The organism is Devosia sp. GW821-FHT12F11, assembly GCF_058806655.1.
This window is the reverse complement of the sequence record NZ_JBXAPX010000004.1, coordinates 490,067-510,452: the sequence shown is the minus strand read 5'-3', so window position 1 is coordinate 510,452 and position 20,386 is coordinate 490,067. Positions and strand designations below refer to the sequence as shown.

Annotated in this window: 24 protein-coding genes, 1 pseudogene and 1 riboswitch; of the genes and pseudogenes, 5 read left to right on the top strand and 20 right to left on the bottom strand. The window is 66.0% G+C overall.

The window, feature by feature from the left end:
- Nucleotides 1–203 precede the first annotated feature (203 nt).
- The 14 genes and pseudogenes from AC1ROK_RS15340 to AC1ROK_RS15275 all read right to left on the bottom strand — a co-directional run bounded on the left by AC1ROK_RS15340 (nt 204) and on the right by AC1ROK_RS15275 (nt 10,805).
- A complete protein-coding gene (locus tag AC1ROK_RS15340; RefSeq protein WP_492848343.1) occupies nt 204–566 on the bottom strand; it encodes a transcriptional regulator in 363 nt (120 codons plus the stop codon).
- Nucleotides 556–1,164, bottom strand: coding sequence for a hypothetical protein (locus AC1ROK_RS15335; RefSeq protein WP_492848341.1), 609 nt, complete (start codon nt 1,162–1,164; stop codon nt 556–558). Before AC1ROK_RS15335 ends, AC1ROK_RS15340 begins: the two co-directional genes overlap by 11 nt.
- Nucleotides 1,165–1,546: 382 nt before the next feature.
- Nucleotides 1,547–2,035: an alternative ribosome rescue aminoacyl-tRNA hydrolase ArfB gene (gene arfB / locus AC1ROK_RS15330; protein ID WP_492848339.1), complete on the bottom strand. Its 489-nt coding sequence runs from the start codon at nt 2,033–2,035 to the stop codon at nt 1,547–1,549.
- A gap of 89 nt (nt 2,036–2,124) precedes the next feature.
- Complete coding sequence (locus AC1ROK_RS15325) at nt 2,125–2,631, bottom strand: SRPBCC family protein (RefSeq protein WP_492848338.1); 507 nt, start codon at nt 2,629–2,631, stop codon at nt 2,125–2,127.
- Nucleotides 2,615–2,968, bottom strand: coding sequence for an ArsR/SmtB family transcription factor (locus tag AC1ROK_RS15320; RefSeq protein WP_492848336.1), 354 nt, complete (start codon nt 2,966–2,968; stop codon nt 2,615–2,617). The genes AC1ROK_RS15325 and AC1ROK_RS15320 overlap by 17 nt, the downstream gene beginning before the upstream one ends.
- 56 nt (nt 2,969–3,024) lie before the next feature.
- Entirely contained in the window at nt 3,025–4,083 is a 1,059-nt protein-coding gene (locus AC1ROK_RS15315; protein ID WP_492848334.1) for a FecCD family ABC transporter permease, read from the bottom strand.
- A 166-nt stretch (nt 4,084–4,249) separates the two neighbouring features.
- Nucleotides 4,250–5,194 (bottom strand): ABC transporter substrate-binding protein, encoded by a 945-nt coding sequence (locus AC1ROK_RS15310; protein WP_492848332.1) that lies wholly within the window; start codon nt 5,192–5,194, stop codon nt 4,250–4,252.
- Between the two features lie 11 nt (nt 5,195–5,205).
- Complete coding sequence (locus tag AC1ROK_RS15305) at nt 5,206–6,009, bottom strand: ABC transporter ATP-binding protein (RefSeq protein ID WP_492848330.1); 804 nt, start codon at nt 6,007–6,009, stop codon at nt 5,206–5,208.
- Nucleotides 6,010–6,118: 109 nt separating this feature from the next.
- Nucleotides 6,119–6,339: riboswitch (cobalamin riboswitch) on the bottom strand.
- Nucleotides 6,340–6,791: 452 nt separating this feature from the next.
- Complete coding sequence (locus AC1ROK_RS15300) at nt 6,792–7,454, bottom strand: SH3 domain-containing protein (protein ID WP_492848328.1); 663 nt, start codon at nt 7,452–7,454, stop codon at nt 6,792–6,794.
- A gap of 168 nt (nt 7,455–7,622) precedes the next feature.
- Nucleotides 7,623–8,264 carry a peptidase inhibitor family I36 protein gene (locus AC1ROK_RS15295; RefSeq protein ID WP_492848327.1) on the bottom strand — a complete coding sequence of 214 codons (642 nt, stop codon included), beginning with the start codon at nt 8,262–8,264 and terminating at the stop codon, nt 7,623–7,625.
- 194 nt (nt 8,265–8,458) lie between these two features.
- Nucleotides 8,459–9,028 (bottom strand): peptidase inhibitor family I36 protein, encoded by a 570-nt coding sequence (locus AC1ROK_RS15290; protein WP_492848325.1) that lies wholly within the window; start codon nt 9,026–9,028, stop codon nt 8,459–8,461.
- A gap of 450 nt (nt 9,029–9,478) precedes the next feature.
- On the bottom strand, nt 9,479–9,871 hold the full coding sequence (locus tag AC1ROK_RS15285) for an acyl-CoA thioesterase (protein ID WP_492848323.1): 393 nt from the start codon (nt 9,869–9,871) through the stop codon (nt 9,479–9,481).
- Nucleotides 9,868–10,209: pseudogene (locus tag AC1ROK_RS15280) on the bottom strand (hypothetical protein). The gene AC1ROK_RS15285 and the pseudogene AC1ROK_RS15280 overlap by 4 nt, the downstream one beginning before the upstream one ends.
- A complete protein-coding gene (locus tag AC1ROK_RS15275) occupies nt 10,206–10,805 on the bottom strand; it encodes a thymidine kinase (RefSeq protein ID WP_055045340.1) in 600 nt (199 codons plus the stop codon). The pseudogene AC1ROK_RS15280 and the gene AC1ROK_RS15275 overlap by 4 nt, the downstream one beginning before the upstream one ends.
- Nucleotides 10,806–11,134: 329 nt before the next feature.
- Here AC1ROK_RS15275 and AC1ROK_RS15270 point away from each other — a divergent pair, with 329 nt between their 5' ends.
- Nucleotides 11,135–11,530, top strand: a complete 396-nt coding sequence (locus tag AC1ROK_RS15270) for a DUF2147 domain-containing protein (RefSeq protein ID WP_492848320.1) — start codon at nt 11,135–11,137, stop codon at nt 11,528–11,530.
- Between the two features lie 273 nt (nt 11,531–11,803).
- Here AC1ROK_RS15270 and AC1ROK_RS15265 read toward each other — a convergent pair whose 3' ends face one another.
- On the bottom strand, nt 11,804–12,703 hold the full coding sequence (locus AC1ROK_RS15265; protein WP_492848318.1) for a DMT family transporter: 900 nt from the start codon (nt 12,701–12,703) through the stop codon (nt 11,804–11,806).
- Nucleotides 12,704–12,876: 173 nt separating this feature from the next.
- Here AC1ROK_RS15265 and AC1ROK_RS15260 point away from each other — a divergent pair, with 173 nt between their 5' ends.
- Both AC1ROK_RS15260 and AC1ROK_RS15255 read left to right on the top strand, forming a co-directional pair.
- Complete coding sequence (locus AC1ROK_RS15260; protein ID WP_492848316.1) at nt 12,877–13,230, top strand: nuclear transport factor 2 family protein; 354 nt, start codon at nt 12,877–12,879, stop codon at nt 13,228–13,230.
- 170 nt (nt 13,231–13,400) lie between these two features.
- Entirely contained in the window at nt 13,401–14,114 is a 714-nt protein-coding gene (locus AC1ROK_RS15255; RefSeq protein WP_492848314.1) for a DNA helicase, read from the top strand.
- 64 nt (nt 14,115–14,178) lie between these two features.
- On the opposite strand, the gene AC1ROK_RS15250 is transcribed toward AC1ROK_RS15255, so the two are convergent.
- From AC1ROK_RS15250 to AC1ROK_RS15230, 5 genes are all read right to left on the bottom strand, one after another.
- A complete protein-coding gene (locus AC1ROK_RS15250; protein WP_492848312.1) occupies nt 14,179–15,411 on the bottom strand; it encodes an aminotransferase class V-fold PLP-dependent enzyme in 1,233 nt (410 codons plus the stop codon).
- 272 nt (nt 15,412–15,683) lie between these two features.
- A complete protein-coding gene (locus AC1ROK_RS15245; RefSeq protein ID WP_492848311.1) occupies nt 15,684–16,253 on the bottom strand; it encodes a Spy/CpxP family protein refolding chaperone in 570 nt (189 codons plus the stop codon).
- Nucleotides 16,254–16,483: 230 nt separating this feature from the next.
- Nucleotides 16,484–16,912 (bottom strand): CBS domain-containing protein, encoded by a 429-nt coding sequence (locus AC1ROK_RS15240; protein ID WP_492848309.1) that lies wholly within the window; start codon nt 16,910–16,912, stop codon nt 16,484–16,486.
- 161 nt (nt 16,913–17,073) lie between these two features.
- Nucleotides 17,074–18,963, bottom strand: a complete 1,890-nt coding sequence (locus AC1ROK_RS15235; RefSeq protein WP_492848308.1) for an aq_1923 C-terminal domain — start codon at nt 18,961–18,963, stop codon at nt 17,074–17,076.
- A gap of 170 nt (nt 18,964–19,133) precedes the next feature.
- Entirely contained in the window at nt 19,134–19,415 is a 282-nt protein-coding gene (locus AC1ROK_RS15230) for a hypothetical protein (RefSeq protein WP_492848306.1), read from the bottom strand.
- Between the two features lie 196 nt (nt 19,416–19,611).
- Between AC1ROK_RS15230 and AC1ROK_RS15225 the strand changes: the two genes are divergently transcribed.
- Nucleotides 19,612–20,067: a DUF4864 domain-containing protein gene (locus AC1ROK_RS15225; protein WP_492848304.1), complete on the top strand. Its 456-nt coding sequence runs from the start codon at nt 19,612–19,614 to the stop codon at nt 20,065–20,067.
- Nucleotides 20,068–20,166: 99 nt separating this feature from the next.
- Nucleotides 20,167–20,325, top strand: a complete 159-nt coding sequence (locus AC1ROK_RS15220) for a hypothetical protein (RefSeq protein ID WP_492848302.1) — start codon at nt 20,167–20,169, stop codon at nt 20,323–20,325.
- The last annotated feature ends 61 nt before the right edge of the window (nt 20,326–20,386 follow it).

Below are 20,386 nucleotides of genomic sequence, written 5' to 3'. Positions count from 1 at the left end.
AGCGTCGATGTGGGCATGAATTGGTCAGTCTTTGGTTACGAGTTGACGGTGATCAACCGATAGAGGCGGCCCCCTCCCATCCTCCCCCATGAAAGGGGAGGTGCCCCGCCGGTTCACCGGCACGATCAAGGCCAGGGCCTCGACTCTTCACCTCCCCCTTTATGGGGGAGGCCGGGAGGGGGCCGTCTCTATCAGTCTGCACTTCAAGCCACCTGCGGCTTCCCCGGCGCAGCCTGTTCGGCCCTGGCCGAGGCGTCGCGGACGACGCGTTCGAGCACCGAGAGATAGTCGAGAAAACGCTGGCGGCCGGCGGCTGTGAGGCGGATTTCGGTCAGTGGTCGGTTACCGATATAGCCCTTGTGGATGTCGACGAGACCCGCTTCCTGCAGCACGGCGAGGTGGCGGCTGAGATTGCCCTGGGTGAGGCCGCAGAGGCGCAGCAGGTCGTTGAAGGCGAGGCCGTCGGGCCGGCTGACCAGCGAGGTGAGGATGCCGAGGCGGGCCTTCTCGTGGATGACGCGATCGAGCCCGTCATAGGCGAAGGGGGCGTCGGGCTCAGCGGACATTGGCGGCCTCCGAGGCGCGGCGGACGATGCCTGCGACCAGCAGCTGGCCGATGGCGAAGGGCAGGCCCATATGCCAGGGCGAGAGGCTATGGTCCCCGGCGGCGAAGAGCAGCACGGTGAAGCCCGACAGCAGGTACCAGGCGCCGGCCAGCGCAATGGCGCGCGGCAGCGAGCGGGCGGCGGCAAAAATGCCGAGGCTGACGAGGATCAGCCACAGGCCGGGCACCAGCCACAGCTGCTCGGGGGCGAAGCGGGCGAAGAAGGCAAGCAGCGCCGCGCCGGCAACGCCTGCCGGCACGAAGTTCAGCACCGCCTCGCGGATCATCTGGTCGGCGAGGCCGGCATGGTGGCGCTGGGCCCGGCGCAGCATCTCGGCGCCGATCAGCGCGACGGCGACGATGGCGGTGAGCACCCAGCCGGTGAAGTAGGCCATGGGCTCGGCGGCGCCCGGCAGCACCGACTGCAGCGCCGCAACGGCGAAGGCGAGGACGCCCGAGGTGGCAAGGGCGGCCGGGCCGAGGCCCAGGAACTCGCTCGACTGAGCAAGGCGCGACTTGATCTCGACGATATCGGCGAGGGCTTTGTCGAGGTCGGACATGGCCGGCGACTCTGGTTTGTGACGCAAACCAGATTGGGGTACAAATTACGGCAGGTGTATGGCGTGCACCACCGGGAACCGACGCCGCTGGGAAGCGAAGCGCATTCGTGGTAATTTGTCGGGTGCCTCAGGGCTCCCCGCCTAGAGGCACGGCGCCAGGAGCTTCCCAGCTGCCGGCGTTTTAGGTGACTGCTCGGACCCCGATGCCGCCATGCGTCGGGGTCCACCTGTTCATAGCGGATCGTTCCGGCAATTTTGCTGACAGGACGGATCGCCGAAGGGCGACCGCGAGCGGACGGCAAGAGAGGCCGCCGCGGGACGGCGAGAGAGGCCGCCGCGGGACGGCGAGCGAAGATCCTCCCACCGTAGGTCTGACCGAGCGTCAGTCCCAGCTCTTGACGCTGCGCAGCTTCTTGGTGGCGCCGCGCTGGGATTTGCCCTCGAGGCGGCGTTGCTTCGAGCCGAGGGTCGGCCGGGTCGGGCGCCGGGGTTTTGGCGGCACCAGGGCCTCGCGCAGGATGGCGACGAGGCGGTCGATGGCGTCGTCGCGATTCATCGGCTGGCTGCGCAGGCGGTTGGCGGTGATGACGATGACGCCATCGGTGGTGAGGCGGCTGCCGGCGAGGGCGGCGGCGCGATGCTTCAGCGGCTCGGGCAGCGAGGGGGAGCCCATGAGATCGAAGCGGAGCTGCGCGGCGCTCGACACCTTGTTGACGTTCTGCCCGCCCGGGCCGGGGCTGCGGATATAGTCGATCGAGATCTCCGACAGCGGGAGATGTACGGCGCCACCGATGTGGAGAGAGTCGGGAATGGGGGAGGGCTCCGCAGGTTCGACACGGAGCTTAGCATGGACGTCTGAGCCTGTGGCCACCCCCGCCGGTGATCCCTGCCCACAAGGGCAGTCGCATCTGGTGTGGGGATGGCTCGGCTCGGGAAGAGCACCCCCACCGGGTGATGAGGTCAGGTCAGCTGGGGCAGCTGGATGCCCTTGGCCAATGCCGCAGCGTATTGCTCTTCTTTGTTGAAGAGCGAGTTCCAGCCGCCGACATGGCTGTCGCGCGAGGCCACGGAGGTGAAGGGGGTCTGGTGGAAGTGCTGCGTGGTGCGGCCGGCGCGTTCCTCGAACTGCACGGTAATGGTGGTGGGGACAGTGTTGCCGGCCCCTTCGTCCCAGGCGAAGCGGAGGACGATCCGCTGCTGCGGCTCGATCTCGAGATACTTGCCGCTCGACCAGCTCTTGGGGAACATCGACGAGGTCATGCCGACCCGCCAGGCGCCACCGGGGCGGAAGTCGGAGCTAAGGTCGGTGACGGTGAAGCCTTCCGGGCCCCACCAGCGGATCATGTGTTCGGGCTCCTGCCACATGCGCCAGACGATCGACAGCGGCGCATCGAAACTGCGGGTGATGAACAGCTCGTCGTCGCGCAGCTTCAGCGCGTCGGTGCGCATTTCAGTTCTTGGAGCCATTTTGGTCTCCCTTGGTGATCTCGTCGAGATAGGCGCCCATCTTGTCAAAACTGCCTTCCCAGAACATGCGGTAGCGGGCGAGCCAGCCATCGACCTCTTGCAGCCGGGCGGTCTCGAGCTTGCAGGGCCGCCACTGCGCCTCGCGGCCGCGGCTGATCAGGCCGGCGGTCTCCAGCACCTTGAGGTGGCGCGACACGGCCTGGAGGGTAATGTCGAACGGTTCGGCCAGCTCGTTCACCGTTGCCTCGCCTTCGCTCAGCCGGGCCAGCAGGGCCCGGCGGGTCGGATCGGCGAGGGCCGAGAGCGTGGTGCTGAGGGGGTCGGTGGAAGAGTACATATTCAACACTTTCGTTGATCAATGTTCGTGTTGAATAGGCTCCGCCTGCTTCGCTGTCAAGCGGAGCGACTGCGGCGGCGGAGCAACAGGATGAAGAAGCCGCCACCAACCAACCCGGTGATGATGCCGATGGGCAGATCCTGCGGCGGGATGATGGTGCGGGCCAGCATATCGGCGAGGACGAGGAAGATGGCGCCGAGCAAAGCCGAGAGTGGCAGCACGCGGCGATAGTCGCCGCCGACCACCAGCCGGACGATGTGTGGGATCATCAAGCCGACAAAGGCGATGACGCCGGAAAAGGCGACGGCAGCGCCGGTCAGCAGGGCAGAGACGATGAACACCACCATGCGGAAACGGCCGGCGGGAATGCCGAGCGTGGTGGCGCTTTCGTCGCCGAGCGTCATGGCGTTGAGGTTGCGGGCATTGGCGATGAGGTAGGCGCCGCAGGCGACAAGCGCCACGAGCGGGTAGGGCAGTTGCGCCCAGGTCGAGAGCCCGAGGCCGCCCAGCATCCAGAAGATCACGGTATGGGCGGCGCGCGGATCGCCAAGGAAGATGGCGAGGCTGCCGCCGGAGGTGATGATGAAGCTGACGGCGACGCCGGCGAGGATCAGCCGGCTGGCATCGGTGGAGCGGGTGAGATTGGCGACGCCGACGACGATGGCGGTGCTCAGGAGCGCGCCGCCGAAGGCGAAGATCGGCACGGTGGCGAGGCCGAGGAACATGCCGGTATGCAGCAGCACGATGATGGCGCCGAGCGCCGCGCCCGAGGAAATGCCGAGCAGGTGCGGATCGGCGAGCGGGTTGCGGGTCACCGATTGCAGCGCCGCACCGACCAGCGCCAGGCTGGCGCCGACGACGGCGCCGAGGATGACACGGGGCAGTCGGACCTCCCAGACGATGTTGTCGCGCCCGGCCGACCAGCTCACCTCGACGCTGCCGGGGGCGAGGTGGTGGGCGACGACCGACCAGACGGTGTCGAGCGGAATGGCGATGGCGCCGACGCTGACGGCGACCAGCGCGGTGACGACGAGGATTGCGGCGAGCGCCAGCACCAGCGCCGGGGTGGCGTGGATGAGGGCGTGGCGCGGGCCGGAGAGGTGGCGGTGGGACATGGGGACTAGTCTCGACGTTTGAGCGTGTGGCTCCCCCCTCCCGGCCTCCCCCACAAGGGGGGAGGTGAAGAGGAGCTTGTGGCTCGATCGAGCCAGGCGCACCGGCAAGGCACCTCCCCCCTTGTGGGGGAGGATGGGAGGGGGGAGCCGCTTGCGCCGGCTTCGACTACTCCGCGAACGCCGCGGCCAGGTGCTTGATCGCCGCGATGTTGCGCGGGCCCGGGGTGGCTTCGACATATTGAAGCGTAACGAAGCGGTTATGCTTTACCGCCGGAATGTCCTTGAAAGCCGGGTTGTTGCGCATGAAGTCGGCCTTCTGCTCGGCGGTGACTTCGCCGTAGTTGATGATGACGATGATGTCGGGGTTGCGCTCGATCACCGGCTCCCAGCCGATCTCGACCCAGCTGGAAGCCACGTCGTCCATGATGTTGGCGCCGCCGGCGGCTTCGATCAGCGCGGTGGGGATGGCATAGCGGCCGGCGGTGAAGGGCTTTTCCTCGCCCGAGTCGTAGATGAACACCTTTGGTGGGGTGTCCCGCTTCGGCAGCGTCGCGGTGAAGGCGGCGAGCTCGGATCGGTAACCGGCAACGAGCGCTTCGGCGCGTTCGGAAACGCCGAAGATCCTGCCCAGATTGAGCAGGTCGACATAGAGGTCGTCGATCGAAGCCTTGGGCTTATCCATGATGTGGATGCAGCTTTCGGTCAGCTCGTAGACCTTGATGCCGAATGCGCCCAGGGTGTCGGGTGTGATCTCGCCGCCGACCTTCATGCCGTAGTTCCAGCCGGCGAAATAGAAGTCGGCATCGGCGCCGAGCAGCACTTCCTTGGTGGGATAGTCGGGCGACAGTTCGGGCAGTTCGGCGACGCCGGCGCGCAGCGTTTCGTCGAGGGTCTTCCATTCCGACACGCCGGTATAGCCGGCCATAGAGCCGGTGAGGCCGAGGGCCAGCATCATCTCGGTGAGGTTCACATCGTTCGAGACGGCGCGGGCCGGAGCGGCCTCAAAGGTAACGTTACGGTTACAGCTTTTGACCGTGACCGGGAAGCCGGAGGCGAAGGCGCTGGTCGCGGCGAGCGCGAGAAGCGGGGCGGCAAGGAGGCTGAGGCGCATGGAATTCTCCCTTAGCGGCGTGGTTCGAGATGGAAGGAAAAGCGGGGGCGGCCGGTAGCCGGATGGCTGTCGATGGCGGTCTCGACTGCGAAGGTCTGGCGGATGGCATCGGGTGTCAGGATGTCGAGCGGCGGGCCGAGCGCCGCCTGCCGGCCATCGGCGATGACCAGCACGCGATCGGCATGGGCGGAGGCGAGCGCCAGGTCGTGCAGCGAGACGATGATGGTGGTGGGCAACGCCGCGAGCAGCGCCAGCACCTCGAGCTGATGGCGGATGTCGAGGTGGTTGGTGGGCTCGTCGAGGATCAAGAGGTCCGGTTTCTGCACCAGGGCGCGGGCAAGCATGACGCGCTGCTTCTCGCCACCGGAGAGCGAGGCGAAGTCGCGGGCGGCCAGCGGCGCGAGCCCGAGCAGCTCGAGGGCAGCTTCGATCGATGCGTAACCATGTGGTGACCGGTCGTGCTGATGCGGGGTGAGGCCGAGCTCGATGATCTCGGCGACGCTGAGGCCGAAATCCGAGGCCGGTTCCTGCAACACAGTGGCGATGCGGCGGGCCGTGGCGCGGGGCGGCAGCGACCACAGGTCGACACCATCGAGGCGGACCGTGCCGGCGGTCGGACGGTGGTAGCGGTAGAGGCAGCGCAGCAGGCTGGATTTGCCCGCGCCGTTGGGGCCGACCAGCGCCAGCATTTCGCCGGGCGCGACGGCAAAACTCAGATATTGGACGATCGGGGCGCGATGCGACGGGCCCCAGCTCAGGCCTTCGACCGCGAGGGCAGCCGGGCTAGAGCCGACCAGGGATCGGGCAAGCTCCATCGGAGGCCTCCGCGCATAGGCGAGGGCTGACGGGCGAACCGATCAAAATGCGAGCTGCGATGCGTAGTCGTAGCGCCATCGACGTTCCCCTCGGCACACCCCGGCCGGGTTACAGTGAGCTGTCGAGGCAGGTCTCCTGGCTCGCGGGTCATAGCGCTTCCGAACCTTCCCAACCTCCCGGAGGAGATCAGTGGCGTTTACGGAAGAGCTCGCCGCTTACAGTTGCGGGGGCAGCCACGGTTTTGCGCCCTGATGGGTACGTCGCACCGTGTTCCCTTTTAATCCCCGTTGGCTGGCGGCCGCCGAGGAACCTTGAACGGGGCGATAGGGGCGTGACTCGGGGGCGATGTCAACCGAGGGGGAGGGAGATGGAGCCCCAGGGGTCGCGGACCCGGCACCGTGCGGCGGGCCGGGTCCGCGTCGTGAGGGAGGGGAGGCGCCCCGCCTCACGGGCTATCGAGCGTCGCAGCCCGATTGGAAAAATGAACTGAGTTGCCCCCTCAGTGCCGCGCTTGGTGGAGGTCAATCCTGGCGCAGCGTGGTGTCACTCGATCACAGGCAAGCTGACAGGGCGCTGAATGCGGGTTGCAGAAACCGTTCATAAACCCGAAAGACGCCGGGGCGAGGAGTCGCCCGGGGACGAGGAGTCGCCCCGGGGACGAGGAGTCGCCCCGGGGACGAGGAGTCGCCCCGGGGACGAGGTATCGCCCCGGGGACGAGGTATCGAGGGGACGACAAAGATGTCGCCCCGTTCCGGCGGACGACAAAGATGTCGCCGCTGCTTAGCGGACGCGGATCGAGCTGATATTGTCGTTGGCGCCGCGCAGGTTCGGCACGCTGCGCGAGATCACGATGCAGCGGCCGTTGAAGTTGGCGCGCTCGCAGACCAGGGCTTGCGCATCGCCGCGCACTTCGATCGAGCGGATGGTGTCGTCCCAGCGGCCGAGACGGGCGAGCCGCTCACCCGGACGGGCGCAGAAGCTGTCGCCGCGGAAATTGGTGTTCTCGTAGAAGCAGACGCGGTCGCGGTTGCCGCCCGGACGGCCGGGGCGGATGTCGAAGCCGCCGGAGCCGATCTGGAAGCTGAAGCCGGGGACGTTGAAGCCGATGTTCACATCGACATCCGGCCGGCTCGGGCCGGGGCGATCGGGAACGATGACGCGGGTATCGACGTCGTCCTCATCGTCAAAGCCGGAATCGTCGTCGCTGAGGTAGCTGGCGGAGACCCAGCCATCCGGACCCGGTTTGATCACATAGCACCAGCCGCCGGAGCAGCGGTCGATCTCGACCTCTCGGCCGGCGCGCAGCACGTCGACCACGGCGCCGCTCACCGGCGCGGCGCGGACATTGACGGTGCTGGTGGCGACGGCGGCATTGGCGGCACCGGCGAAAAACAGCGAGCCGAGCAGCACGGTGGCGGCTCCTGCCAGTTTGATGGGATGCATAAGTAGTCCTCTCTTTGTGACGCTTCGGGGCATTTGGGTTGTCGCCGCGAGGCCGAAACGGCCGGAACGCAAGGGAGTTCCATGCATTCGTGTCGATTGCGCCCAAAATGCAAACGCCGCCTTCGAGGGGACCCGAAGGCGGCGTTCAGCTCTCAGTATGGTGAAGCGTCAGTTAACTTCGTAGGACGAGATGGCGTTGTTGAGCTGCTTGGGCAGCGAGGCCTTGGACGAGCTGATATCGGCGCAGATGCCTTCGAGGTCGAAATCGCGGCAGACCAGCACGTCGGCATCGCCGAACACCTCGATCGAGGAGATCGAGTCGTTCCAGCTGCCGCCCAGCGCATCGTCGCTGTCGCCGGGCTCGACGCAGAAGCTCGGGCCATTGAAGTTGGCGTTCTTGTAGAAGCAGACCTGGTCTTCTTCTTCTTCGGGCTCAGGCAGGGGCTGCGGCTTGGGCTGGTTGCCGATGCCGATGGAGATCGACGGCTTGCCGTCGCCGCCGACCCCGAAGCTGAAGCTGAACGGCACGTTGGATGCGGGCTTGCCCTTGTTGAGGCCGCCGAGGCGGTTCTGGCGCACCCAACCGTCGGGGCCGGGGATCTGGATCAGGCAGACGGTGCCCTGGCAATCGAGCACGGTGACGAGCTGGCCGGCTGCAACCGAATTGACCACCGGCGAGTTCGGATTGGCGGTCTTGCGGACGTTGGAGTCCTGCAGCATGTGGGCATTGGGTGCGGCGAAGGCAGGCGCGACGGCAAGGCCGACAAGCGCGGCCAGCGCTGCGGCGGCGACGAGGTGGAGACGCTTCATGAGGATGTTCCCTGATTGGCGGCACCGGGACCGGTGCCGCGGCGCGAGGTCAGCGCGGCGTTTGGGTGCCGCGCGCTGATGCTGCCGGGAAACAGCAATATTCGCGATTCGAGATGAAATCGACTGAATTGCAAGAAAACGGCCCGCGCCGGGGAGGCAGCGGGCCGGTCGTTACTGAGCGTGGCAAGCGAAACTCAATAGACCCGCATCGAACTCACGTTGTTGTCGAGGAAGCCGTGCAGGCTGGTCTGGCTGGCGTTGACGCGCTCGCAGTAGCTGTGGAAGTCGCGATCGCGGCAGAGGTCGACCGAGACGTTGCCCTCGATGCGGACCGACGAGTAGCGGTTGTCGGTGTCGAGCAGCAGGAAATCGCGGACGCGGGTGCCCGACTTGGCGCAGAACGAGGCGCCGGTGAAGTTGTGGCCTTCGTAGAGGCAGACAATGCCGGGGCCGCCCCAGTTGTAGGGAATGGGGGCGAGTTGCCAGGGGTGGCGGATCACCTTGCCGAAGGCGATGTCGTAGAGGCTGGTCCAACCGGCGGCGCGCCCGGCATGGACGTGGCACCAGCGCTTGGAGCAGCGATCGACATAGATGCGGACCTTGCCGTCGATCTCACCGGTGACATCGTAGGCCTTGCCCGGGCCCTCGAACAGGATGAGCGGACGGACCGACCAGGCGGGCGTGCCCACCGGCGCCGCCATGGTCGTGGTCGTGCCGAGAACGAGAAGGGTCAGCAGAGACAGGCAGGCAAGTAACTGCTTCATCGAAATGCCCCGTACCAAATAATCAGAGGCGAAGCGTAGCGCCGCTGCATGACGGTTGGAAGGGTGCGCCGGCAACAGGGTGGGGAAAGTTGGCGGGGCACCGGCCGCGCAGCGATCCTGCCCCGCGTGGGACCGCCGAAGGCGGTGGAGGGTAGGGAGTAAGCATCGAGGCTCCGCGCACCCCCTCCGAGCTGCGCTAGGCTCGCTTCGCTCGCAAGCTCCGCTTGCCTCCCACGTCCAGGGGGAGGTGGGCATCGCGTGTGCGGCTGGAGTGGCGGAAATGGAGAAGGGGGATGAGGGGCAAAGCTCGCACCGCGGGTGAAAGGCGCCGCGCGGAATCCCTCGCGCAGCGCCTCCCCCATCGTCCCGGGGAAGAGGCCACCCATCCCGGGACGGGATGGGACAAGCTTTGCGAGTTTGGCGCTGAACGGGTGCTGAACGGCGGTCGGTTCAGCGCGGGATGACGCGCTTCTGGCCCTTGTCGTCGAGGGCGACATAGACGAAGCGGCCCTCGGTGACCTTCACCCGGTCGGCGAGTCGGTTGCGGCGGGCCCAGGCCTCCATAGCGATGGTGATCGAGGTGTTCCCGACCCGCTCGATCGTGGTGTAGACGCACAGCACATCGCCGACCTTAACCGGCGCAATGAAGGTCATCGCTTCGACTGCCACGGTGGCGACGCGTCCCTGCACGCGTTCCACAGCACAGATCGAGCCGGCAATATCCATCTGGCTCAGCACCCAGCCGCCAAAGATGTCGCCCGCCGGATTGGTGTCGGCCGGCATGGCGAGGGTGCGGATGGTCAGCGCGCCATTGGGCTCGGTGGTGGCGGTTGCGTCAGTCATGAGAGCGGTCCCGATTTCGAGATTGAAGCGTACATATGCCGCTGCGCCTCGTTAAGGGCGCGCTCATCCCAATCGCGCTCGCGCTTACTGACGGGGAAGTAGCGGCGCTTCTTTTCGAACTCGTAGAACACCGTACCATGGATCCCGACGACATCTGCCTTGCGGATCGGCCGATCCCACAGTTCAGCAAGCGTGTGCCCAGCGGGGACAACTATATCTTCGGCGAACTGAATGTCTTACCCCGGCTCGGGAAAGAGCCAGCCAAACTCCTCGTCCGTGGCCTGAAAGATGCTGAAGGTGCAGTTGTCGGCGCCGTCGATGATCTGAACGTTCTTCACGCGCGAGGTCCTTTCGGCGGCCAGCGGCCGATTTCTTCTTCCCAATGGCGGCGGCAGAGCGACACATAGACCGATTTCTCGATCGACACCTGGTTGCCCTCGGTGAGCGCGCCGCCTTCGGTATCGCGTCGCACCACCATGGTGGCCTTGCGGCCGCAAAAGCAGATGGTGCGGACTTCGCGCAGTTCGTCGGCGACGGCAAGCAGCTCGGACGAGCCAGGAAACAGCTTGCCCTGGAAATCGGTCCTGAGGCCATAGCACATCACCGGCACGTCGAGCCGGTCGGCGACGCGGGCAAGCTGCCAGACCTGGTCGGCCGTGAGGAACTGCGCTTCGTCGACGAAGACGCAATCGACCTTCGATTCCTGGATGTGATCGTTGACGCGCTGGAACAGGTCGTCCTCGCCATCGAACATTTCGGCATCGGCGGAGATGCCGAGACGCGAAGTGATGCGGCCGACATCGCCTTCGGCATAGAGCGAGGAAGTGAACAGCAGCGTGCGCATGCCGCGCTCGACATAGTTGTAGGACGCCTGCAGCAGCAGGGTCGACTTGCCGGCGTTCATCGCCGAGTAGGAGAAGTAGAGCTTGGCCATGCGGCTGTTCATGCCGCAGGTGAGGGGCGGCGGCGAGGCCAATCGGTCGCTCTCAACAAAAAATCGGCCGCCTGGCGGGGGCGGCCGATAAGAATGCCGAATTGGGGCTCGGCGCAGGACATACGAATTGGCGGCGATGTCCTGCTCATAAGGACCGTCCGGCTGCCGATAGTGGCGGGTGCAACCGGGTCTAGGCCGGAACAATGGGGGACGTTCCGGACACCCGCAAGCTATTGAGCCGACGTGACAAGCAGATGACGAACGGTTTCATATTGGCGACATTATCGCACCGTAGCGGAGTGCTGCGGGCAGGGCTGCTGGAGAGGCATATGAAGACCTTCTGGAAGGCTGGATTGGGTTTGGCGATGGCGGCGGCGATGGCCGCGCCGAGCATGGCGCAGGCTGTCGATGTCACCGGCATGTGGCGCCCGGACAAGAACTCGGACTACGAGATGAGCATGTGCGGCAAGGACAATGCCCAGCTCTGCATCAAGGTCGTGGCGCTGCGCGGTAACATGGATTCCGACAAGAACCGGCCGTACCTCAACACCTACCTGATCGACAAGGCGAAGCCGAGCGGCGAGGGGCGCTGGAAGGGCAAGCTGAGCCTGTTCGGCCAGACCGGCGATGCGACGCTGACGCTCAACGGCGCCAACACCATGAATGTCAAGGCCTGCGCCTATATCGTGGTGTGCCGCGAGATCACCCTGACGCGGGTGCAGTAGTCGCCAGACATCGGTTAGTCATCGGAACTCGGCAACCCGCGCCCCTCTCCCCTGAGGGGAGAGGGTGGTGCAGCTAGGACCGTCAGGTCCGTAGCGAAACCAGGGTGAGGGGTTCAGCTTCTCAGCGAGCGCGTGTTGCGCCGCCTCACCCCTCAACCGGCCTTCGGCCACCTTCTCCCCTGAGGGGAGAAGGGGAAGAACTGCCTGCGCCGAGAGAATAGGCGGTCGAACGTAATTGCCGCTTTTGCGGTGACGAGGGGTGCAGCCGGGTTACTACGCGGCAGCGCTACGGCGCTGCTGCAGTGCCGGGATCGCCTCCACCAGGATGATGGCGAAGAAGATGAGCGCCGCGCCGGCATAGCCGACGGGGGGCAGGCGCTCGTCCAGCAGCAGGGCGCCGCCCAGCGCGGCGAACAGGCTTTCGGCCGACAGCACGATCGCGGCGTTGGCGGCCGGCACGTGCTGCTGGGCGATGGCCTGCAGCGTGAAGGCCAGCGCGGTGGACATCAGCCCGACATAGAGGATCTGCACCCAACCGGCGGCGATATCGGCGACATCGGGCGTCTCGAAGCCGAAGGCGAGCGCCAGGCAGACAAGGCCGACGCTGATGAAGGTGATGGCGGAGAGCACCACCGGCAGGCCGGTCTCACGGCTCAGCAGCCCGAGCATGAAGACGTGGCCGCCCCAGAACACGGCGCTGATCACCACCAGCATATCGCCGAAGTTGAAGCTCTCGAGCCGTCCGCCGTTCAGGTAGAAAATGCCGATCAGCGCCAGCGGGGCGCCGAGATAGATGATCGGGTGCGGTTTGGCCCGGATCACCAGGAAGGCGATCAGCGGGACGAACAGCACGTAGAGCGCGGTGAGGAAGCCCGAATTGGTGACGCTGGTCTGCGCCAGGCCATATTGCTGCAGCAGCGAGCCGGCGAGGAAGGCGATGCAGAGCACGGCGATCAACCGCCAGAGACGCGGGGTGAACTGCGTGGCTGCCGGGGCCTTGCGGCGGAGCTCGATGAACGCGAAGGGCAAGAGCGCCACGCCGCCGAGCAGGAACCGTGCGCCGCTGAAAGTGAGCGGCCCCATATGCGCCATGGCGGCCTTCTGCGCGACGAACGCGAGACCCCAGATAGCAGTGGCAATGAGCAGCAGCAGGACGGCGAGCGGGCGGGACATCGGCGCTGTGTAGCCGGAGCGACGGGCCCGCGTCGAACGGATTTTGGCGATGGGACCGATCAGCCGGCGTGATGGCTGGTGGGTGAGTGAATCGAGCGTCGCTCCCTCGGTCCTGGATTTATGTCAGCATTACTGACATAATGAGTCGGAACCAGTGCATGGAGGAATGAGCAGTGGACACCGATGACAGAGGTTTCGCCGAGGAGTGGGTCGATGCCTGGAATGCAAGGGATCTCGAACGGATCCTGAGCCACTACGCACCGGACATCGTGTTCCTCTCGCCAGTCGCGGCGCAGCGGCTTGGTGATGGTCGCGTCAGTGGGATTTCAGCGCTGCGCGCGTACTGGCAGGCCGCGCTGGCGGCGCTACCGGACCTGCGATTTGAACTCGAGGCCGTGCTGTCCGGCTACCGCTGCCTCACCATCCTCTACCGCAACCAGCATCGGCAGCTGGTGGCTGAAACCGTCGAGTTCAACGCCGTTCGGCAGGTCGTGCGTTCGTCCGCCTGCTATGGCGCATCGGCCTGATCGCTCGGATTGCACGAATCGGCTAGCCTCCAGTCTTGGCGCACGGCCCGCGCCGCCCCCCTCCGACGGGAAAGTAGATCGCATACAGGGCTGGTTGAACAATCGAACCGACTGATCGGGCGAAGGCAAAAGGAGGGATTGCTTGTTGGACCCGTACCAGGAGGTTTTTGATGAAACTATCTGTACCGATCTATCAGTTGAAGCGTGACGCCAAGCGGCGGGCGCGTGAGGAGGGTATCCCCCTCCACACGGCCCTCGATCGTGTGGCGGAAGCCGAAGGCTATTCCGGGTGGAGCCTGCTGGCCGCCCGCTATGCCCAGAGTTCTCCGGTGGCCAAGCTCCATGGCCGGTTGCAGGCGGGCGAACTGGTGCTCGTCGGGGCGCGGCCGGGGCAGGGCAAGACCTTGCTGGCGCTGGAGCTGGCTGCCGAGGCGGCCAAGGCCGGCGGACAGAGCATGTTCTTCACGCTCGAATACACCGACAAGGAAGTGCTGGAGCGCCTGCGGGCGATCGGGCAAGAGCCGGAAAAGCTCGGTAGCCGGTTCGGCTTCGATTGCTCCGACCGGATCTCGGCCGACTACATGATCGACAAGCTGGGGCAGGCGGCGCGCGGCACGCTGGTTGTCGTCGACTACCTGCAACTGCTCGACCAGCGGCGGGAGAACCCGCCCCTGGCAGTGCAGGTCAAGGCGCTGAAGGCCTTCGCCGAGGCGCGCGGGCTGGTGATCGTGTTCATCTCGCAGATCGACCGGTCATATGATCCGGCGGAGAAGCCGCATCCCGATCTCAGCGATGTGCGGCTGCCCAACCCGCTGGATCTCGGTCTGTTCAGCAAGAGCTGGTTCCTCAACAACGGCGAGCTCAGCCTGCAAGCTGCCGGGTGAGTTCCCATGTCCAGCGCCTCGGCGAGGCGCTGGATTCCCGCTCGGCCGGCCGGGCCCGGGCGAATTACTTCAGTTCGGCATCCAGCGCTTCGATCAGCCGCTGCACTTCGGCTTCGGAGGTGTAGTGGGTGAACGAGACGCGCAGCACGCCGTGACCGGGGTTGAGGCCGAGTGCTTCGAGCAGGCGGTAGGCGTAGAAATGGCCGCCTGAAGCCATGATCTTGTGGCGGGCGAGACGGTCGGCAGCTTCGACGGCGAGCTCGCCCAGCGCCAGCGAAATGGTTGGCGCACGCTTCGCAGGATCGGTAGGTCCGATGAGGCGGACATTGTTCTTGGAACGCAGGAACTCCATCAGCGGAGCGAGGAGGATTTCCTCCTGCTGCCGCATGGCGGCGTGCGCCCTGCGGAAGGGGTTGGTTCCCTCGACGCGATCACCGGCGAGCTCAGCGACCCGCTCGAGATAGTCGGCGACACCGGCGCTCGCCGCGATCTGGGCGTGGTCGGGGCCGGCCGGCGTCAGACGCTTGCGCGGCTGGGTATCGTTGAAGAAGTGCCCCTGGTTGGGGAGCTCCGAGGCCAGCGAGGGGCGGATCGCCATGACGCCCTGATGCGGGCCGTACACCTTGTAGGCTGAGAACAGGTAGACGTCGCAGCCGAGCTCGAGCAGGTCGGGCAGGCCGTGCGGCGCGTAGGAGACGCCATCGACTACGGTGACGGCGCCAAAGCTCTTGGCCTTCTGGACGATCTCGTGGACCGGGTTGATCTCGCCGACAATGTTGGAGGCGTGCGGGAAGCAGACGGCGCGGACCTTGCTATCGAGCAGCTTGTCGAGCGCGGCAGGATCGAGATGGCCGGTAAGCGGATCGACCTGCCACTCGCGGATGACGATGCCCCGATCGGCCAGCCGGCGCCACGCGCCGCCATTGGCCTCATGGTCCTGGTTGGTGACGATAACCGCGTCACCGGGCTTCAGCCAGCCGGCAAAGGCATGGCCCAGGGTATAGGTGTTGCCGGAGGTAGACGGGCCGAAATGGATCCAGTCCATGCCGACATTGAGCGCCTGCGCCATGCGGCGATGCGCCAGGTCCATGGCGGCGCCGGCCTCGCGCGAGGCCGGGTAGAAGCCATAGGGCTGCACCTTGGTGGCGCGATAGAAGTGATCGAGCCGGCCGAGCACCTGCTGGGAGGTATAGGAGCCGCCGGCATTCTCGAAGAAGGCCCAGCCATCGAGGCTCGGTTCGCGAAAAGCCGGGAACTCGGCGCGGATCAGGTCGGTGTCGAGGGGCAGGGCGGTCATGAGTGGCGCTCGGGACAAGAGATGTCCGATGGTTAGCGGAGCGATGTGATCGCGGCAATGCGGCGTGTGGATAACGGGGGATGGGGACGGCGAGGGCGGTGGCTGTGGACCCCCACCCCTGTCAGCTCCCCGCAAGGGGGACAGGGGTGGGGGCGGAGTTCACCGGCCGCCGAGAGAGGGAAGAAGCCCCCGACGGGAGGGACGCCGGGGGCTTCTCTGGGGACGGCGTCGCGGCCGGTCGCGTTGGGGACTTCGACCGGCGGCGACTGGGGTCAGCCGTCCAAACCGGGGGTGGCGGGGCGCTGGGGCAGGTGCTTGCCGGGATGCTGCAGCTTGCCCTGCATGTGGCCGCGTGGGGCGAGTTCGCGCTTCTGGGTGTCGGTGAGGCTTTCGTAGAAGCTCCTGAACTGCGGCAGCAGGTCGCTCATCGCGGCAAGGCGGGCTTCGTCGAACTTGAGGCGCTGCTCGAGGCGCTGGATCAGGTCCGGGCGCTCGGTCTTGTTGGCGGCCTGGCCGGGGCGGATGGTGGCGCACTGGTCGGCGAAATCGGTCTGCGCGGTCAGTGCCGAGGTACGGAAATCCTCGAACAGCTTTTCCTGGTCCGCGGTCAGCTGAAGCCTGTTGGCCATGCGGTCGAGGCGGCGCTCCAGCCGATCGGCGGCGCGGCTGTTGCAGGAGAACTCGGCGAAGCGGAAGGCGCCGCCGGCGGCGTCGCGGCGGAACTCGAGGGTGCGGTTGTCATTGCGCGGGCGATCGGGACCGGCGGCGAAAGCCGGGCTCATGGCGGTGAGGCCAAGGGCGGCGACGAGGGCGGCGAGGATGGTGGCGCGGGTCGGGGTCATCGGGGTCTCCCATCGATTGAGTGGCAACGGGAGGAGGATGTGCTGCGTCGGCTTGCCGGGGTGTTGCGGCAAGGTGAAATCGCGGCAAGGTTGGAAAGGTGGGCGGGTCGCCAAACGGCGACACCGTGCACTAGGCACACCCCCTCCGAGCTCCGCTAGGTCGCTTCGCTCCCAAGCTTCGCTTGCCTCCCCCGTCAAGGGGGAGGTGGGCATCGAGCTTGTGGCTATGGCTATGAGGCGATGTATTCTTTCAGCGCCAGGGCTTCCTGTTCGGCTTCTTCGATCTTGCGCTTCACCACGTCGCCGATCGAGACGATGCCGGTGAGTTTGCCGGCTTCGACGATGGGGATGTGGCGGATGCGGTGGCGGGTCATGGTTTCCATGAGATCCGAGACCGAGCTGGCAGAGGTGCAGGTGATGACCTTGCTGGTCATGACGTTGCGCACCGGGCCGGCGAGAACCGCAACAGGGTCCTTTTCGAGGTGACGGACGACGTCGCGCTCGCTGAGGATGCCCGCGACCTTGCCTTTGGCGTCGACGACGACCACGGCACCGATCTTTTTGGAGTTGAGAATGCGGACGGCTTCGGAGAGCGGCTCGCCGGCTTCCACCGTGAAGACGGTGTGGCCCTTGGATTGAAGGATAGTCTCGACTTGCATCGTTGTTCCTCCTCTCAGGCGGCCATAGTGCGCCAAAGGTGAGGAACGGACAAGAGTTCGGGTCGGCGTACCGTTATGGCGGCGTTTGGAGGCACCAAGCAGCCAAATCCACCGGCCCGACACCTCCCCCACAAGGGGGGAGGTGCCTGAGAGTGCAGTGGTTACTGCGCAGCCGGGGCCTTGAGGTCGCGCTTTTCGTCCTGGCTGGACGGGGCCGGCGTGTCGAGCACGGGGAGCTCGACCGGTTCGCCGCTCGCTTCGGCGACGACATTGAGCTTGCCGGCGAGCGCTGCCGGGTTGGTCTCGGCGGCGGCGAGGTCGGCGAGGCCGATGCCCGCTTCGTCCTTGGCAGTGATGGTCAGCTTCAGGTGCGAAGCGCCGCTGAGGAAGGTGCCGAGTTGCTGGGCAGCGGTGAGCGCCTCGGTGGTGTTGCCGAGGAAGGCGAGCGTCATGCCCTGGGCCATGCCGGCGACGGCGGTGCGGAAGGCAGCCTCGGACTGGCCGGCATCCTTGGCGCCGGCGGCGAAGGCGAGCGAGCCGATGCCGCGGTCTTCGACCTCGATGGTGACGTCGCGCAGGGTGAGCAGCATGGCGGCCATGGTGGCTTCATCGGTGTTGTCGGCGAACAGCGATTGAGTCGCGTTGCCGAAGGTGCCCGAGAGGTTGACGCGGCCGAGTGCGCCCATGTCGATCAGCACGTCATCGACCTTGATGGTGGACGACGCCTGATCCCAGGCGAGCTTGGTGCCGAGCGAGATGTCGAGCTTGTCGACGCCGCGAGCCAGCAGATCGGCGACCGGCAGGTCGGTCATGTCGGCGGTGATCGGCAGGATGAAGTTGGAAAGGTTCAGCGCGATGTCGGCCGGAATGCCGTTGACATAGTTGCCGAGCGTCGCGTCGAAGGCGCCGAGCGTGCCGGTAATGCGCTTGCCCGAGGCTTCCGGATCGGGGACGTCGATCGAGAGATCGGCGAGGCTCATGCCGTCGAGCGCCGGAACGAGCTTGCGCCAATTGGCGGTGAAGTAGGCTTCGTCGAGCTTGGTGGCCGCTTCGATGGCCGCGATGGCGGCGGTGAAGTCCATCTTCTTCCAGGTGAAGTTGCCGAACTTCAGGAAGCCGTCGTTCTCGACCGTCATGTCGAAATCGTCGAGCGAGATCGCCGGATAGATGGCCGGCTCGAAACCGCCGACGGTGATCGGGCCCGAGGCGACGGTGAGCGGGTTGCCTTTGTCATCCTTGCCCGAGCAGGTGAAGCCGTTGAAGGTCATCGGCGTCGAGGAGAAGGCGGTGAACATGTCGGCGTAGAAGCGAACGAGCTTGTCGACAGTTTCGGGCGCCACGTCGGTGCCGGCCTTCTGCGCCGCGTCGGCCTGGACGATCAGCGAATTGATCTCGGTAAAGTTCTGCTTGAGCGGCCGGGCGCTGAAGCTACCGAGCTCGCCGGTGCCAAACTCGCAGCTGAAGGCGTCGCCGCCCTTCAGCGAGCCGCCGGAAAACTTGAAGTCGGCATAGACCTCTTTCATCTCGGTGCCGGCCGCAGGGGCCGCTGCGAGACCGTAGAAGCCGAGCAGGGCGGCGAGATCGAAGCGGCCGACCGACATTTCGCCGAAGGTGCCGGTGACGCTTTCGGGGCCGCTGAAATCGGCGCTGCCGACATGGGCGGAGGCCGCGACGCCATCGGCGACATCGGTGAGGGTGATGTCGCGATAGGTGATCACCGACGGGCCGGCGCCATCGACATAGCTGGGGTAGCTGACCTTGATCTCGGGGATGGTGACCGACTTGGCATCGAGGGTGGCCAGCGCATCGAGCGCGCCCGGTGCACCGGTGAACAGGCCACGCACCGCGCCTTCATTGATATTGCCGTCGACCACTTCGACGCTGGGGACCGAGAGCTCGTAGGGGCCGGTGGCCGCGCCCTGGGTGATGCCGGTGACGGAAAGGGTTTCGGCGGAGGCGCCGGTAACGGCAAAGCCGGCAAATACGCTGCCGAGCAGAAGGGCGCGCATCGGACGCAGGCGGCCGAGCGGAGCAGAAGCGGTACGGGTCATGTCGGTTTCCTCAGTCGCAAAATCATGAGACGCCGCGGCCCGCGCTCACCTTGGGGTGAGGAAGGACACGGCGCGGGGAACGGCCCGAAGCGAGCGTCACCGGCTTCTAGACTACCCTAGCTAACGGGAAGATGAACGGCGGAGCGCGAAACGCGCGGAATTATGCCGTTTCAGCCTTCGCCGTGGCCGGGCTTCCAGGCGGAAAGCGGACTGGACTGCCGGGCCTTGGGCGGCTGCAAGCCTTCGCGCAGAATGGCGCGGACCACTTCGACGAGGATGGCGAAGAGCAGGGCGCAGAGCGGCACGAACAGCAGCACCACGGCAGTGTCGATCTCGCCGGCGCCGATGATGGCGCGAGGCGGGACGATGCCGAGCAGCAGCGCGATGCCGGCGCCGACGAAGGTGAGCGAGAACGAGATGGCGGTCGCAGCACTCAGGGCATTGCGGAACAACGGCCGCCGCAATGACGGTCGCTTCGGCTGGGGAAGCTTGGTGGGAGACATGAGGACTCGCTGACTCGGCAGATCACAACGCAGTGATAAGGCCCACTGAATGCGCGGATGTTTCGTTGCTAAAGGGGTGAAGCGGGTACGATTTGAAGGCAATCGTGTGGCGAAAACCCGTCAGGCGACATTGGGAGATGGGAGCATGGGACTGTTCGCGGCGGGGAGCCGGTTGGTGCTGGCCGGGCTGTTGGCCGCATTCCTGGTGATTGGAACGCAGGCGCGAGCCCAGGATCAGGCCGGCGAGGTCGTGGCGCTCGAGCCGTGGCAGAGCGTGATCACCAGCCAGATCGAGGCGTTCCGTACGAGGGATGCGGCCGCGGCGTTCAGCTATGCCGGGGCGGGCTTCCAGGTGACGTTCCCCAGCGCCGAGGCGTTCTTCAGCGCCATCGTGGCCGCGGGGTACGCGCCGATCATGGAGTCGCGCTCGCACAGCTTTGGCAGGTTCCAGAAGCTTGGCGACAAGGCGGTGGTGCAGGAAGTGAAGTTCGTCGGCAACGACCAGAGCCTTTACGGCGCCATCTACATGCTGGCCGAAGAGGCCAATGGCTGGCGGGTGCAGGGTGTGCAGCTCGCCAAGCAGGCGGGCGTCGGAATCTGAGCCTTCCTGAGCCGAGGATGAACGGCGGTATCAGTGAGCGTTCAACGGGTTGGAGCGAGAAGCGGGCATTCCAATGCCGCGTTGTCCAGGATTGTTCCGTTGAAGCTTCTCGTTCTTTCCGCCGTCCTTGCCGCCATTCTCGTCAGCCTGATGCCCGATGGCGAACAGGCGATGGGCAGCAGCAAGAGCACCGTGCGGGCCGACGGGACCGAAATCGGGCTGCCGGCGCACCAACCGGTGCCCGCTCGCGCCGTGTAAGCGCGGCATCTGACCACCGCCATCTGACCAAACGTCCCGGTTGTCTCTGGGCAATCGAAGC